We start from the raw sequence: 15,637 nt of genomic DNA, 5'->3' as shown, positions 1-15,637 counted from the left end.
CTTGATGATCGCCCTGTTTGTGATTGTGGTGATGGCACTGCTGGCGGCTGCCATGGGCCGTTTTCTGGTCGATAGCGGCGAGAAAAATACCGTGGAGGTGCGCAGCGTGCGGGCCCTGCTGGCCGCCCAGAGCGGGCTGGAAGTGGCGCTCTATCGGTTGTTCCCCAAGCGCACGCTTGCCCAACCGACCCCCCCAGCGGTCTGCCTGGCAAGCAGCCCACTGAGCTTTGCCAGCAATCCAGGGCTGACCAACTGTCAGGCTGTGGTTCGTTGCGCCACGGTGCCGGTGAACTACAACGGATCTGTGACCAATGGCTATCGTCTCGAGAGTGTCGGAACCTGTGGCAGCTCGGACCTTAACAGTGCCAACCCTGATTTTGCCGTGAGCCGAACCCTGATGGTCGAAGCTTATGATGGAGGAACACCCTGATGCGCAATTTATGGATCGTCGCAGCCGTGTGGCTATTTAGTGGCGCAGCAGGGGCCTTTCAAACTATCAATAATGGGACAACGTTTCCTGCTGTTGTACAAGGCCATGGTGGCACGAGTAATGGCTGGTGTGGGTGGTGGGGAAATAACTACTCCACTCTCACCATGAATGGCAGCGCCAAGATAACCGGCACAGAGGGGCGAACCCTAAATTTCTGTTATTCCAACCAAAATGCGGGAATGCCTGTTGATAGCTGTGATAACAGCAATGGCAGTAGAAGACTATGTACGATTACACCCGATACGATTCAGGGTCTATCCACCAGTGGGGGTAACGCATTTTTAGCTGGGAATGGTAGTAGTGGCGGAGTCCCTTTCTGTAGTGCAGGGCAGGCTATCAGTTTAGGCAGTGCAAGTCAGTATCAGTTCTCCAGCCTCTCCCTGTATAGCAGTTGCACCGTGACCTTCTCTTCAGCGCGCACCGAGTATCGGATCCAGAAGATAGAGGCTGGCAGTGGTGCCAAGCTTATTTTGCCTAGCGGAGACTACTGGATCGAGCAGTTGACTCTAAACCAGGGGGCCGAGATTGAAGTACAGGGAGATGTGCGGATCTTTGTCAATCAGGCAGTCCAGCTCAACGGTGCTGTATTGAATCGTGCCAGTACGGGTTCTCTGCTGCTATTTGGGTATCAGGATATCACCCTGAATAACGATACCTTGCTGAATGGGTATGTTTATTCCGATCAGACACTGGTGTTGAACAATACCTCCGTCATCAATGGCCGTACGACCAGCCGTTCCCTGACGATGGCAAGTAGCAGCGCCATCAATGACCAGGCATTTACTCCGCCATTGGCCTGTTTTAACGATAACTTCTCGTCCGGCTCTCTGAGCAGTGACTGGGTGGTGAAGACCAGTAGTGGTTCTTTCACCCCTTCAATTGTCAACGGCCGCTTGCGCTTGACCCAAGCGGTGGGTAATCAGGCCACCTCAACTACCTATCAGCGGTTATTTCCGGCAGCGAACAATCTGGTGACCATCTCCTTTAACCATTATGCCTACGGTGGCAACGGGGCTGATGGTATGGCGGTAGTGCTATCCGATGCGACAGTGACACCACAGCCCGGAGCATTTGGTGGTCCGCTTGGCTATGGTTTCAAGCCGGGTATCCCCGGTTTTGCAGGAGGCTGGCTGGGGATTGGCTTCGACGAGTTCGGTAACTACTCGGGCGAGGGGGGGACGGCCAACGTGGGGCAGCGTCGGCAGGCGGTGGTTATCCGTGGTTCCGGTTCAGGAACAAGTGGTTACAACTATCTGCGGGGTACCTGTAACAACGGCACGACCAACACGAGCACAAATTGCCTGAGCCCGGCAGTTGATGGGAATGGCAATGCTAACCACAAGTATCAACTTACCATTGACTCACGTGTTGCCGGCCAGTCGATGGTGAAAATAGAGCGAGATACCGGTAATGGCTACATTACGCTGATCGACTCGTTCAATGCTCAGAGTCAGAGCGGCCAGACTCAGGTGCCGAGTGATTTTTTGCTCTCTCTTACCGGTTCGACCGGGGGCTCCACCAACGTCCATGAACTCGACAATGTGCAGATCTGTGCTCTGCGATCCAACCCGGTTGGTGTTCAGATTGACCACTTCCAGCTTGACCACTCCGGTCAGGCGCTGACGTGCAATCCCGAGACGGTGACTGTCAAGGCATGCGCCAATGCCGCTTGTACCACACTAATCACAGACCCGGTGACCGCGACCCTGAGTTTAACCCCAATTTCTGCCAGCAATGGTTGGATTGGTGGCAATACAGTGACCTTCAGCGGCGGTTCGACCACTGTGCAGCTGCGCAACAATACGCCGACCGCAGTAACCATCGGCGTTTCCGGTTCGACTCCGACGACCAAGCCATTCAGTACCACCTTGTGCAAGGCTGGGGCTGGTACGCCCAGTGCTGCCGCCTGTACCTTGAACTTTGCCGATAGCGGCTTCTTCTTTGATGTGCCTGATACCTATTCCAATCAGCCGCAGACGGTGACTATCAAGGCAGTCAAAAAGAGCGATGTGACCAAGCAGTGTGTGCCGGGGTTTGCCAGTCAGACCAAGAGCGTCAAGTTCTGGAGCAGTTATATCTCTCCGGCCAGCAACCCTTACAACAGCAAGATGAGCATTAACAATAGTGTGCTCAGTACCAGTCAGGGAGCTGCGACGCAGCTTTCCCTCACATTTGATGCTCAGGGGCAGTCGACCATCACGGTTAATTATCCGGATGCGGGCAAGGTGCAACTGGATGCCCGTTATGATGGTACTGGCAGTGAGGCCGGTTTGGTGATGCTCGGAGCGGATCAGTTTGTGGCGCGTCCGGTGGGCTTGTGCATTACCCCTCCGCAAGGGGTATGCGCGGCAGGTGATAGCAGCTGTCCAGTCTTCAAGAAAGCGGGGGATACGTTCCAGGTAGATATCAAGGCGATGGCCTGGGAGTCAGCCAATGATGGGGATATCTGCGCCGGGAATCTGACTACGCCCAACTTTTCCCTGCCCAATATTGCTCTGGGCAGTACGCTGGTGGCACCCAATCCGGGCACCAATGCAACGCTGGGGACTACCACCTATAGCCATGTGGCTGCACCCAACAGTGTTAATAGCGTTAGTCAGACAGTGAGTGAGGTGGGAGTGTTCAGGATGACAGCGAACCCACCTGCTGGTAGTTACTTCACCTACACAATACCAGCTGTAACCAGCGCCCCCATCGGTCGTTTTGTGCCTTGGGATTACAGTTTGAGCGGCGGTTTTATCACTCCAGCCTGCAATGCCTTTACATACATGAGTCAGCCCTTTGCCAGCGGTTTTGTCCTCACTGCACGCAATCTGCAGAAAGGGACGACACAGAACTATAAGGGGGCGTTCGCTAAAGGGGTTGCTGAGATGGTGGCGGCTAATGCTTTGGATGGCATTGCGCGTGACCAGCGTATTACGTTGTCGCCATCGCTCAGTTGGGCAAATGGTGTCGCCAGTATCAATCAGCAGTCGCCTTTGGGGCTGAATACCCGTTTTGATCGCGCCGCGAGTCCAGAAGCACCTTTTGCCACGTTGAGCTTTGGTATCAAAGTCGATGATAAGGATGGCGGTAATACACTGTTGGCTAATCCAAATATGAATACTGCTGTGGCTGGGGCATGTTCCGGTGTTGGGTGTAATGCGGTGTTACTCGGTACGCAAAAGTTGTTGTACGGTCGCCTGCAAGCTGGTACGGCTGCGGGGCTGACTGCGGCGCCGCTGGCCATTCCGCAGCAAATGCAATATTACGACGCTGGCAACTGGCTGCTGAACAAGGAAGATCAGTGTACCCAGCTCTCTTTGGCCAATCAGGGGTTCACTTTCCTCAATTCGAGTCACACCTTTGATGCTGCGACCCGCGAGTTGAATCTGGGGGCGGGTCGCAAAATCAAGCTGGGGTTGGGCGGCTCGGCGCCCGGTGGGGACGCTGCACTGGCGAAAGACGGGGAGATCCTGTTCCACTTTGCCAAGCCGGATATCTCGGTGCGCATTCCCTACAAGGTCGATTTGGCAAAACAGCCGTCGCAGCCGATCTGGTTGTCTGACCCGGCCAGCCTGCAGGGGGAGGCCATTTTCGGCTCCAGCCGTGGTAATGACAGAATTATTTATCGGCGCGAAGTATTGCATTGAATAATGTGAAAGGGGGGATGGCTCAGCAGCATCCCCCTAAATCCTTGTTTATTAGTGTTTGCAAGCGTGTGCGAGTGAGTGATGACTCGCATTTTTGTCGCGCCTGATTGATTGGCGACAGTTTGAGCGCTTGCCGATTGGGGTGGGCATTGGTAAAGTTAGCCGGTTTTCTGCACCTCCAAATTCTTAGGATTTCCCGTAGCCATGTTCAAAAAGCTCAGAGGCGTCTTTTCCAACGATCTGTCGATCGATTTGGGAACTGCCAACACCCTGATCTATGTAAAAGATCAAGGGATCGTCCTTAACGAACCCTCAGTTGTCGCCATTCGCCAAGAGCGCGGGAACGCCAAATCGGTCGCTGCTGTCGGTCATGCCGCCAAGCAGATGCTGGGCCGTACCCCGGGCAACATCTCCGCGATCCGCCCGATGAAAGACGGCGTGATTGCCGATTTTTACGTGACCGAGAAGATGCTGCAGCACTTCATCAAGCAGGTTCACGACAACAACTATTTCCGCCCCAGCCCGCGTGTGCTGGTGTGTGTACCGTGTGGCTCCACTCAGGTTGAGCGTCGCGCCATCAAGGAGTCCGCTCTGGGTGCAGGTGCCCGCGAGGTTTACCTGATCGATGAGCCTATGGCTGCTGCCATCGGTGCCGGCCTGCCGGTGTCCGAAGCAACCGGTTCCATGGTGGTTGATATCGGTGGTGGTACTACCGAAGTGGCCATCATCTCCCTGAACGGTGTGGTCTACTCCCAGTCCGTCCGTATCGGTGGCGACAAGTTTGACGAAGCCATCATCAGCTACGTCCGTCGCAACTACGGCAGCCTGATCGGTGAAGCCACTGCCGAGCGCATCAAGCACGAGATCGGCTCCGCCTATCCGGGCGAAGAGGTGCGCGAGATTGAAGTCCGTGGTCGCAACCTGGCTGAAGGTGTACCGCGCAGCTTCACCCTCAACTCCAACGAAATCCTGGAAGCGCTGCAAGAGCCGCTGTCCGGTATCGTGGCCGCCGTTATGGTGGCTCTGGAGCAGTCCCCGCCGGAACTGGCTTCCGACATCTCCGAGCGCGGCATGGTGCTGACCGGTGGTGGCGCTCTGCTGAAAGATATCGACCGTCTGCTGATGGAAGAGACTGGCATTCCTGTCGTCGTGGCCGAAGATCCCCTCACCTGTGTGGCCCGTGGCGGCGGCAAGGCGCTGGAGCTGATCGATATGCACGGTGGCGATCTGTTCCACTACGAATAAGACCCAAAGCCGGCCAGCGTGCCGGCTCTTTTTTGACGACCCATGAAACCCATTTTTGGTAGAGGCCCTTCGCTTCAGTTACGGTTGTTTCTCGCCGTCATCATCTCCATTGCTGCCATCGTCGCGGACTCCCGCTTCGGTGTGTTTACCCATGTCCGCGTCTACCTCAGTTCGTTAGTCAGTCCCCTGCAATACATGGCCAATGCGCCCGGTACCCTGCTCGACACCATGTCGACCCAGGTGCAGACCCGTGCCGATCTCATCGAGCAGACCAAGCAGCAGGAGCAACAGCTGTTTACCCTGCGCTCTCGCCTGCTCAAGATGGATCATCTGGAGCACGAGAACCAGCGGCTGCGCGAGCTGCTGGGTTCGCCGGTGCACAAAGAGTCCCGCAAGATGGTGGCCGAGCTGCTGTCGGTGGATTCTGACCCCTTCAGCCATCAGGTGCTGATCAACAAGGGGGCGCTGGATGGCGTCTATAACGGTCAGGCGGTGATCAACGATCAGGGTGTGATTGGTCAGGTGCTCCACGTGGGCTCCACCACCAGTCGCGTGCTGCTGATAACCGACTCCAGCCACGGCATTCCGGTGCGGGTGCTGCGCAACGACTTGCGCGCCATTGCTTCCGGCAGTGGCGAGCTCGACAAGCTTGAGCTGCGCAACCTGCCGCGCAACACCGATATTCAGGTGGGTGACCTGCTGGTCACCTCGGGTCTGGGTGGCCGCTTCCCGGAAGGCTATCCGGTGGCGACCGTGACCCGCTCTGAATATGTGGAGGGCAAGCCCTTCGCCCAGGTCGAGGCCAAGCCGCTGGTGGAGCTGGACAGACTGCGTTATCTGCTGCTGCTGTGGACCGACAAGAAACCCGAAGTACACGATGATGAGAATGGCGAACGGGTGGCAACGGCTGCCTCCGCCGCAGGAGCCACTCGCTGATGCTGCAACCCGCCAGCGGCAGGATCTGGATCTGGATTTCGATCCTGCTGGCTTTGAGCCTGTCGATCCTGCCGCTTCCTTTCGAATTTGATCCATTTCGTCCGGACTGGCTGGCCATGGTGCTCATTTACTGGGCACTGGCGTTGCCGCACCGGACCAACGTCGGCACCGCCTGGGTGGCCGGCCTGCTGCTGGATGTGCTGCTTGGCAGCACCCTCGGCGTGCGGGCCATGGCGATGGCCATCACCACCTATCTGGCAGCATTCCAGTTCCAGAAGATCCGCAACTTCTCCCTCTGGCAGCAGGCCCTGATCATCGGTGGGCTGTCGCTGGTAGGCAAGCTGACGGTGTTCTGGGCCGAACACCTGTTTAGCCGGGCCAGCCTCAACTTCGCCTACTTTTGGTCGACGTTGACGACGATGCTAATATGGCCCTGGGTGTTTCTGGTGTTGCGCAAAGTGCGGCGCCGCTTCAATATCAGGTAAATATGAGCAAAAACAACGAACTGCAACTCTATCTTGCATCGGGTTCCCCCCGTCGTCGCGAACTGTTGGCCCAGCTTGGCTATCGTTTTGATGTGCTGAAACTGGATGTGCCGGAGCAACGGGAAGAGGGGGAGAAACCGCAGGATTATGTCTGCCGTCTCGCCCGCGACAAGGCGATGGCTGGTGTGGCGTGTGCGCCGACGGCGTTGCCGGTGTTGGGTGCCGACACCATAGTGGTGCTGGGGGATCGGGTGCTGGAGAAACCGTCCGATCTGCTCGATGCCAAGGATATGCTGGAGGCGCTCTCCGGCAAGGTACATCAGGTGATGACCGCGGTGGCGCTGGCCACCCCCGAGCGCTGCGATGTGCGACTGGTCACCACCAACGTGGCGTTTCGCAAGCTGGACGAGGCCGAGATTGAGGCCTACTGGCAAACCGGAGAGCCCTGTGACAAGGCCGGGGCCTACGGCATTCAGGGGATTGCCGGCAAGTTTGTCAGTCGCATCGAAGGCAGCTATAGCGCCGTGGTCGGCCTGCCGCTGCTGGAGACGGATCTATTGATCAAGCAGCATCTGGAACAACACAAGTAATTTTCCGTCAGCTGTGCTCTGCTGCGTTCTTCCTTGCGCGCGTTGTACCGGATTGGCTGTATAAGAATTCAAAACTGGAACAGGCAAGGTTAGTTATGTCGGTAGAACTGCTGGTTAACGTTACCCCCTCCGAAACCCGGGTCGCTCTGGTCGAAAACGGTCTGCTGCAGGAAGTGCATGTAGAGCGTCAGGCCAAACGCGGCATTGTCGGCAACATCTACAAAGGCAAGATCAGCCGGGTGCTCCCGGGCATGCAGGCGGCTTTCGTCGATATCGGTATGGACAAGGCGGCCTTTTTACACGCCTCCGATATTGTGCCCCATACCGAGTGTGTGGCTGTGAAGGAGAAGGAGCAGTTCCAGGTCGGCAATATCGCCGAGCTGGTGCGTCAGGGGCAGGACATCATGGTGCAGGTGGTGAAAGACCCGCTGGGTACCAAGGGTGCCCGTCTCACCACCGATATCACCTTGCCTTCCCGCTATCTGGTCTTTATGCCGGGCAGCGCTCACGTCGGCGTCTCCCAGCGAATCGAGTCCGAAGCGGAGCGGGAGCGCCTCAAGCGCACCGTAGCTGGCTATGTGGATGAGCTGGGTGGCTACATCATCCGTACCGCCGCCGAAGGGGTGGGGGAGCAGGAGCTGGAGCAGGATGCCGCCTTCCTCAAGCGGCTGTGGCGCAAGATCCTCGAGCGCAAGCAGAAGTATCCCCCCTGCAAGATCCTCTACGAGGATCCCAGTCTGGCATTCCGGGTGGTGCGCGATTTCGTCGGCGCAGAACTCGACAAGATCCGCGTTGACTCCCGCCAGAGCTTCGATCAGCTCAAGCGCTTCACCGAAGAGTATGTGCCGGAGCTGGCCAGCAAACTGGAGTACTACCCCGGCGAGTCACCGATCTTCGATCTCTACGATGTGGAGAACGAGATCCAGCGGGCGCTGGAGCGCAAGGTGGAGCTGAAATCCGGCGGCTACCTCATCATCGACCAGACCGAAGCCATGACCACGGTGGATATCAACACCGGCGCCTTTGTCGGCCATCGTAATCTGGAAGAGACCATCTTCAATACCAACGTCGAGGCGACGGCAGCCATCGCTCGTCATCTGCGCCTGCGCAACCTCGGTGGCATCATCATCATCGACTTCATCGACATGCAGTCGGAAGATCACCGCCGCCGGGTGCTGCACAGTCTGGAGCAGGCGCTCTCAAAGGATCGCGCCAAGACCAACGTCAACGGCTTCTCCCAGCTGGGCCTGGTGGAGATGACCCGCAAGCGCACCCGCGAGAGTCTGGAGCATGTGCTCTGCTCCGAGTGTCCCGAGTGCAAGGGACGCGGCCGGGTCAAGACGGTGGAGTCGGTCTGCTTCGAGATCCTGCGGGAGATCATCCGGGTCAACCGTGCCTACGATGCAGATCAGTTCACCGTCTACGCAGCCCCTGCCGTAGCCGACTATCTCCATGGCGAGGAGTCCCACAGTCTGGCGGAGCTGGAAGTGTTTATCGGCAAGCAGGTGCGGGTGGTGAGCGAGCCTCTCTGCGGCCAGGAGCAGTTCGACGTGGTGATGATGTAATTGGTCTATCGCTGGCTGAGTCGGGGCTGGTTAGCCCTGGGGGTCCTGTTCGTACTGCTGGCCATGCTGGTCACCCTGGTGCGGGTCGGGGGCCCTTTGCTGAATCAGTATCGAGAGAGCCTTATCCACACTCTGCTCGGCGATTCGCAAATCAAGGTCAGCGTCGATCAAATTGGACTGAGCTGGACACAATCAGGCCCGGCCCTCGAACTGCAACAGCTCGCCGTTGCCCCCGACTCCAAACGCTATACCGTCAAGCTCGGCAAGGCCTGGGTGCATCTCGACTTCTGGCGCACTATTAACGAGCTAAAGCCGGTGTTTGGCGAGCTGATCCTCAGCGATGGCGATATCACCCTCGACTTGCGCCAACCGGCTGACGACAGCCCTTCCGGCGATCCCCAGCAGGGCGCCCTGCTGCGCTTTCTGCTGACCCAGCTCTCCACCTTTGACATCCATAACACCCGGCTCAATGTCACCACCGCACTGGGCGACATGCGAGCACTCGATATTGCCCAACTGCGCTGGCAGAATCGTGGCAAGCGCCATCAGGGGGTCGGTAAGGCCTATCTCATCAACGGGGTAGGCGAGAGCACCCTGGACCTGATACTCGATGTAGATACGCCACAAGATCGGCTCGATCGCCTCAAGGGGCAGCTCTATCTGGGTGCCCGCCAGCTCGATATTACCCCGACCCTCGCCAGGATCCATGCTGGTGAACCCAAGGTGGCCGGGCAGCTCGATTTCCAGCTCTGGAGCGAGTTTGACAGCGGCAAGCTGGGCAATACCCTACTGGCATTTGGCAACAACTACCTGATCTGGAAGGATCCCAAGAAAGGGGAGATGCACCGTTTCGGCCTCGATGGCGGCAAGGTTCAGCTACGCCGCGATGGTGAAAACTGGCAACTGGCCAGCCATGGCGTCACCTTCAAGCTGGATGGTAAACCCTGGCTGCACAGCCGGTTGCAGCTGGAGCGGATCGGTGAGCGGGTGCAGGGCTATGTGCCGCAGATCGATCTCGACCAGCTTGCCCAGCTGAGCCAGCTGGTCTCCGCGATTTATCCTGCCCAGAGCGAGCTGCTCAAGCAGACCAAACCCAAGGGCAAGCTGACAGATTTGACCCTGCAGGCGGATGCCGGGTGGCAGGATATATCCCTCAGCGGCGAGATCGTCAATGTGAGCCTCAATGCCTGGCACGACGTGCCCGGGATGCAGGATCTCAACGGTGAATTCTGGCTCACCCCCAAGGGGGGCAGCGCCAGAGTGGCGCTGGCAAACGACAAAGTGGATCCCGCCCGTCACTTCAAGATGCCGATCCCGGTCGACAACTTCTCGGCCCGCCTCGACTGGTGGCGCGAGGAACAGGGCTGGGTGCTGTACGGGCAGGATATCGCGCTGGATAACCCGGATCTGACCCTGTCCAGCCGTTTCCGCCTCGATCTGTTCGAGCACCCTTTCCTCGCCCTGACCGGTCGCATCGATGTGAAGAATGCGGGCCATGCGGATCGCTACTTCCCGCTGCAGGCGATGGACAAGGGGCTGGTGGATTACCTGAGCGGCGCCATCAAGGGGGGCAAGGCCAAGGGGGCCGACCTGCTCTGGTATGGGGAGTTTCGGGATTTCCCTTATGAGAAAGGTGATGGCATCTTCCAGGTGGCGGTGCCGCTGGAGCGGGCCACCTACGAGTTCTTCCCTGGTTGGCAACCGCTCACCGACCTGCAGATCGATCTCTTGTTCCAGAATGCCGGCCTCGATATGCGCAGCCGCTCCACCCGACTTGGCAAGGCGAGCTCCGACTCGGTGCATGCCTGGATCCCGGATCTCTCCCCAGGCGCCCACCTCTATGTGGATGCCAAGGTGCAGGGGGAGGGTAAGGCCATCAGCGACTACCTGCAGGACTCCCCGCTGGGCAGTTCGGTGGGACAGGCGCTGCGGGAGATCGAGATCCGTGGCCCGATGGCAGGATCGGTCAAGCTCGATATTCCTCTCGATGGCGAGAGTGAGGTGAAGGCGAGTGGCGATGCCACCTTCAGCAACAACAAGGTGCGGGTCGCCAGTCTGGATCTGCCGCTGGAGAAGGTGCAGGGGCGCCTCGAGTATGACAACCAGCAGACCCGTTTCAGCAACCTCAAGGCGAGCCTGTGGAACCAGCCGCTGACCCTCGACTATCAGGGGCGCCAGCATCCGGATCACTATCAGGTCGACCTCGATTTCAAGGGGCAATGGGATAGCCGCCGCCAACCCGCCGCCATCTCTTCGTACGGTATCCTCAACGGCCGCAGCAACTGGGGCGGCAAGCTCGAGTTGATCTTGCCCGAGAGCAAGCCGTTCAGCTTCCAGCTGGCGCTCGACTCCAACCTGCAGGGGATGGGGCTGGATCTGCCGCTGCCGCTGGCCAAGAGCAGCGCCAGCCGGCTGCCGCTCAAGGTGATCGCCCGTGGCCGGGATGGCAGCGCCGACATTCGCGCCGTGCTGGGGGCTGATGTGGATATGCAGACCCGGCTGGTCTACGGCGAGGGGGTGCCTTATCTCAGTCGGGTGCGGGTTGATATAGGCCAACCGGGTGCCCGGGTAATGCGCGATGCCCCCATGTTGCTTGCCATCAACCAGCAGGAGGCCGATGTGGGCGGCTGGCTGGCGCGACTCAAGCAATGGCTGCCAGCGCAGAACCAGACCGGTAATGCGGTAGTCGGCCCTGCCTTCCTGCCACAGGAGTGGTGGGTGGATGGGCAGCTGGCCCGTGCCTATATCGGCAGTGCCACCCTCAAGGCGGCGCGTTTCACCGTGGGACCGACCAATCAGGCGACCGAAGTGATGATCGATAGCCCCGATGTGATGGGGGTGATCCGCCTGCCCGCAGTGGCCAACCGTCCGGTGGATGCCAAGTTTGCCCGCATCTACTGGTCCGGCAAGAGTTCGGATCTCAGCCCGGATCCCGATGCGAAGCAGGATAACGCCATCATGGCTTCGATTCCCTGGCTGACATTCAGCTGTGTCGATTGCCGCTTTGGCGAGTTGCCGCTTGGCGAAGTGAAAGGCGAGCTGCTGCCGGGCGCCAACAAGGTGACTCTCAAGGGGCTGGATATGCGGTTGGCAGGCAGTCAGCTTGCCGGCAGCGTCGACTGGCTGGCCGATGGCAACCGGATGGAGACGCGGGCCCGTGGCAAGCTGACCAGCAACAACAGCGAGCTGCTGCTCAAGCGGCTCGGCTACACCTCGCCCATCGGTGATGCCCCCGGCTCCCTCGCCTTTGATCTCAACTGGCAGGATGTGCCCTATCGCCCGAGTCTGCCGACTCTGGGGGGGAGTGCCAACTATCAGCTGGAGGGGGGCACCCTGCGGGAGGTCAACGACAAGGGCGCACGGCTGCTCTCCCTGCTCAGTCTCGACTCCCTGCTGCGCAAGCTGCGCCTCGATTTTCGCGATGTGTTCGACAAGGGTTTCTACTTCGAATCCATGTCTGCTTCTGCCACCATCAAGCAGGGGCAGGTCAGCAACAATGATTTCTATATGAAGGGGGCTGCAGGCAATCTGCGCGGCGAGGGGATCGCCGATTTGGTGCGCTGGCGGCTCGACTACGAGCTGAGCTTTTCCCCGAACCTGGGTGGCACCCTGCCGGTGGTGGCGGCCTTTTCCATCACGCCGATCACGGGTCTCTATGTGCTGGCCCTCTCCAAACTGCTGGAGCCGGTGGTGGATGTGGTGACCCGCATCGACTTTCGTATCTCGGGCCCGCTCGACGCACCCAAGCTGATTGAGGCGGGGCGCGATCGCGCACGCATCAAGCTCAACCAGCAGCAGAAAGAGGCGGTCGACGCCGTTGCTCCCAGCCTGCCAACGCAAGAGGTGACCCCTTTCCTGCTGAGCCCCAAACACGCGGGGCCTGCTCAGCGCTGAACGAGCGGCCCGGCACCATCACAAGGAGTGAGCCATGATCCGACATATCCTGCTGATCGCCTTCAAGCCGGACACCAAGCCTGCCCAGATAGATGCGGTGCGTACCGCCTTTCTCGCCATTCCGCATCAGGTCAGCGGTGTGACTGCTGTGGAGTGGGGTGAGAATGACAGCCCGGAGGGGAGGGATGACGGTTTTACCCACACCGTGCTGATGACCTTTGCCGACGAGGCTGCCCGCCAGCGCTATATGCCCCATCCTGATCACGATGCCCTCAAGGCCATCTTTCGCCCGGTGCTGGCGCGCATCATAGTGCTGGATTACACCCTGCAGGCGGGTGATGCTGTCACCATCTGATGGCCCAAGCGACAAGGAGAGAGTCATGTGGTTAGTCGCAATACAGCTGGTATCTGGCCGTCACTGGCAGGATAACCGGGAGCAGATCGCCGCCGAGCTGGCCGCCTTGCCCAAAGAGCGGCCGCTGCTGGTGCTGTTGCCGGAGAACTTTGCCCTGTTTGGCGAGCGGCAGGGTTATCTGGATGGGGCCGAGACCATAGGTGAGGGCCCAATCCAGCAGCAGCTGGCCGAATGGGCACGAGATTACGGCATCTGGCTGGTGGCCGGGGCTGTGCCGACCACCATCGAAGGTTCCGACCATATCCACACAAGCTCGCTGGTGTTTGACCCAAGCGGTGAGCTCAGGGGCCACTACCACAAGATCCACCTGTTCGACGTGGATGTGGCGGACAATCACGGCCGCTATCGGGAGTCGGAGACCTTCAGCCCGGGGGATGCACCTGTGCTGGTGGACTCCCCGTTTGGTCCCCTCGGCCTCTCGATCTGTTATGATTTGCGCTTTCCCGAGCTCTACCGCCAGTTGACCCGAGCTGGAGCTCGCGTGCTGCTGGTGCCTGCCGCCTTTACCGCCGTGACCGGCGAGGCGCACTGGGAGCCGCTGCTGCGGGCTCGCGCCATCGAAAACCAGTGCTACGTAGTCGCGGCCAATCAGGGCGGCACTCACGAAACGGGGCGCCAGACCTGGGGCCACAGCATGGTGATCGACCCCTGGGGCCGGGTGCTGGCCAGCAAAGAGTCCGGGTGCGGTACCGTGCTGGCGAAGATGGAGCCCGGGCTTATCGACGAATTGAAACGCACCATGCCAGTGCTGCAACACGCCCGTTTGCTCTGATGGTGTGGTGAAAAATTGAAACGCAGCCGTTTGCCCGTGCTGGAGCATGCCCGTTTGTTGTGATGGTGTGGCTTGTTGCCAACCCGTCGGCAAGACGATTTAAAACAGCTCGTTACGAGAGTGGAGAAGAAGATTGAGTCTATTGAGCCAGGTTAGTGCCTCCCTGTTGGCCCCGAACGACCTCGACGAAGGGCGCCTGCAGCAGCTGCTCGGCAGCCTGATGAGCCATCAGGTGGAGTTCGGCGATCTCTATTTCCAGCGCAGCTGGCACGAGTCCTGGATGCTGGAAGATGGCATCGTCAAGGATGGCAGCTACAACATCGATCAGGGGGTCGGGGTGCGCGCCGTCAGCGGCGAGAAGACCGGTTTCGCCTACTCGGACGAGCTGAGCCTGCTGGCGCTGCAACAGTCGGTGACTGCCGCTCGCGGCATCGCCGCCGCAGGTGCTCACGGCAAGGTGAAGGCGTGGACTCGCACCGAAGCGAACCTGCTCTATCCGGCCATGGATCCGCTGCAGACCCTCGACAAGCACCAGAAGATCGCCCTACTGGAGCAGATGGACAAGTTCGCCAGAAGTCTGGATCCCGCCATCAATCAGGTGATGGCCTCCATCAGCGGCGTCTACGAAGAGGTGCTGGTGGCCGCCACCGACGGCACCCTGGCCGCTGATGTGCGTCCGCTGGTGCGGCTGTCGGTGACCGTGATCGCCGAGAAGGGGGATCGCCGCGAGCGTGGCAGTGCCGGTGGCGGTGGCCGCTTTGGTTACGACTGGTTCCTCGAACTGGACGGGCTGGAGAGCCGCGCTTTTGGCTATGTGCGTGAAGCGGTGCGTCAGGCGCTGGTCAATCTGGAAGCCATCGACGCGCCAGCCGGCACCATGCCGGTGGTGCTGGGTGCCGGCTGGCCTGGTGTGCTGCTGCATGAGGCGGTGGGTCACGGTCTGGAGGGCGATTTCAACCGCAAGGGCTCTTCCGCATTTGCCGGTCGCATCGGCGAGCAGGTGGCCTCCAAGCTCTGCACCATCGTCGATGACGGCACCCTGCCGGGTCGGCGTGGCTCCGTCAGCATAGATGACGAGGGGACGCCGGGTGGCTACAACGTGCTGATCGAGAACGGTATCCTCAAGGGCTATCTGCAAGACAAGCAGAACGCCCGCCTGATGGGTGTGCCACTCACCGGCAACGGGCGCCGCGAATCCTACGCTGCCATGCCGATGCCGCGCATGACCAACACCTACATGTTGGCGGGTCAGTACGATCCGGCCGAGATCATCGCCTCGGTGAAGAAGGGCATCTATGCCCCCAACTTCGGTGGCGGTCAGGTGGACATCACCTCCGGCAAGTTTGTCTTCTCCGCCTCCGAGGCTTACCTCATCGAGGATGGCAAGATCACTGCCCCCATCAAGGGGGCGACCCTGATCGGCAACGGCCCCGAGGCGATGAGCCAGGTCTCCATGGTGGGGAGCGACCTGGCGCTGGATCGCGGGGTCGGCATCTGCGGCAAGGAGGGGCAGAGCGTGCCGGTCGGTGTCGGCCAGCCCACCCTTAAACTGGATCAACTCACCGTGGGTGGCACCCAGTAAGCCTCGACGCAGCACAAGAACAGAGAGAAAT

Annotated in this window: 11 protein-coding genes; all 11 read left to right on the top strand. The window is 59.6% G+C overall.

Annotated elements, in window-relative coordinates; genetic code table 11:
• Positions 1–4: 4 nt before the first annotated feature.
• The 11 genes from G5154_RS08790 to tldD all read left to right on the top strand — a co-directional run bounded on the left by G5154_RS08790 (position 5) and on the right by tldD (position 15,606).
• The gene (locus G5154_RS08790) at positions 5–430 is read left to right on the top strand and encodes an MSHA biogenesis protein MshP (protein WP_421244846.1); all 426 of its coding nucleotides are present in this window, start codon (positions 5–7) and stop codon (positions 428–430) included.
• Positions 430–4,122: a DUF6701 domain-containing protein gene (locus G5154_RS08785; protein ID WP_421250827.1), complete on the top strand. Its 3,693-nt coding sequence runs from the start codon at positions 430–432 to the stop codon at positions 4,120–4,122. Before G5154_RS08790 ends, G5154_RS08785 begins: the two co-directional genes overlap by 1 nt.
• 204 nt (positions 4,123–4,326) lie before the next feature.
• On the top strand, positions 4,327–5,367 hold the full coding sequence (locus G5154_RS08780) for a rod shape-determining protein (RefSeq protein ID WP_005340051.1): 1,041 nt from the start codon (positions 4,327–4,329) through the stop codon (positions 5,365–5,367).
• Between the two features lie 42 nt (positions 5,368–5,409).
• Positions 5,410–6,303, top strand: coding sequence for a rod shape-determining protein MreC (gene mreC, locus G5154_RS08775; RefSeq protein WP_005342907.1), 894 nt, complete (start codon positions 5,410–5,412; stop codon positions 6,301–6,303).
• Positions 6,303–6,788, top strand: a complete 486-nt coding sequence (mreD, locus tag G5154_RS08770; protein WP_005342908.1) for a rod shape-determining protein MreD — start codon at positions 6,303–6,305, stop codon at positions 6,786–6,788. The genes mreC and mreD overlap by 1 nt, the downstream gene beginning before the upstream one ends.
• Positions 6,789–6,790: 2 nt before the next feature.
• The gene (locus G5154_RS08765) at positions 6,791–7,378 is read left to right on the top strand and encodes a Maf family protein (protein WP_005342909.1); all 588 of its coding nucleotides are present in this window, start codon (positions 6,791–6,793) and stop codon (positions 7,376–7,378) included.
• 95 nt (positions 7,379–7,473) lie between these two features.
• On the top strand, positions 7,474–8,943 hold the full coding sequence (rng, locus tag G5154_RS08760; protein ID WP_005340056.1) for a ribonuclease G: 1,470 nt from the start codon (positions 7,474–7,476) through the stop codon (positions 8,941–8,943).
• A complete protein-coding gene (locus G5154_RS08755; protein ID WP_421250826.1) occupies positions 8,944–12,837 on the top strand; it encodes a YhdP family protein in 3,894 nt (1,297 codons plus the stop codon). It abuts the gene before it with no gap.
• A gap of 34 nt (positions 12,838–12,871) precedes the next feature.
• Positions 12,872–13,192, top strand: a complete 321-nt coding sequence (locus G5154_RS08750) for a Dabb family protein (RefSeq protein ID WP_421250825.1) — start codon at positions 12,872–12,874, stop codon at positions 13,190–13,192.
• A gap of 25 nt (positions 13,193–13,217) precedes the next feature.
• Positions 13,218–14,024, top strand: a complete 807-nt coding sequence (locus G5154_RS08745; RefSeq protein WP_421250824.1) for a carbon-nitrogen hydrolase family protein — start codon at positions 13,218–13,220, stop codon at positions 14,022–14,024.
• Between the two features lie 133 nt (positions 14,025–14,157).
• Positions 14,158–15,606 (top strand): metalloprotease TldD, encoded by a 1,449-nt coding sequence (tldD, locus tag G5154_RS08740; RefSeq protein WP_421250823.1) that lies wholly within the window; start codon positions 14,158–14,160, stop codon positions 15,604–15,606.
• The last annotated feature ends 31 nt before the right edge of the window (positions 15,607–15,637 follow it).

It is taken from the genome of Aeromonas sp. 600527, from assembly GCF_049175415.1.
Lineage (GTDB): Bacteria > Pseudomonadota > Gammaproteobacteria > Enterobacterales > Aeromonadaceae > Aeromonas > Aeromonas veronii_A.
The sequence above is the reverse complement of the archived record's forward strand: the minus strand, read 5'-3'. Positions and strand labels throughout refer to the sequence as shown.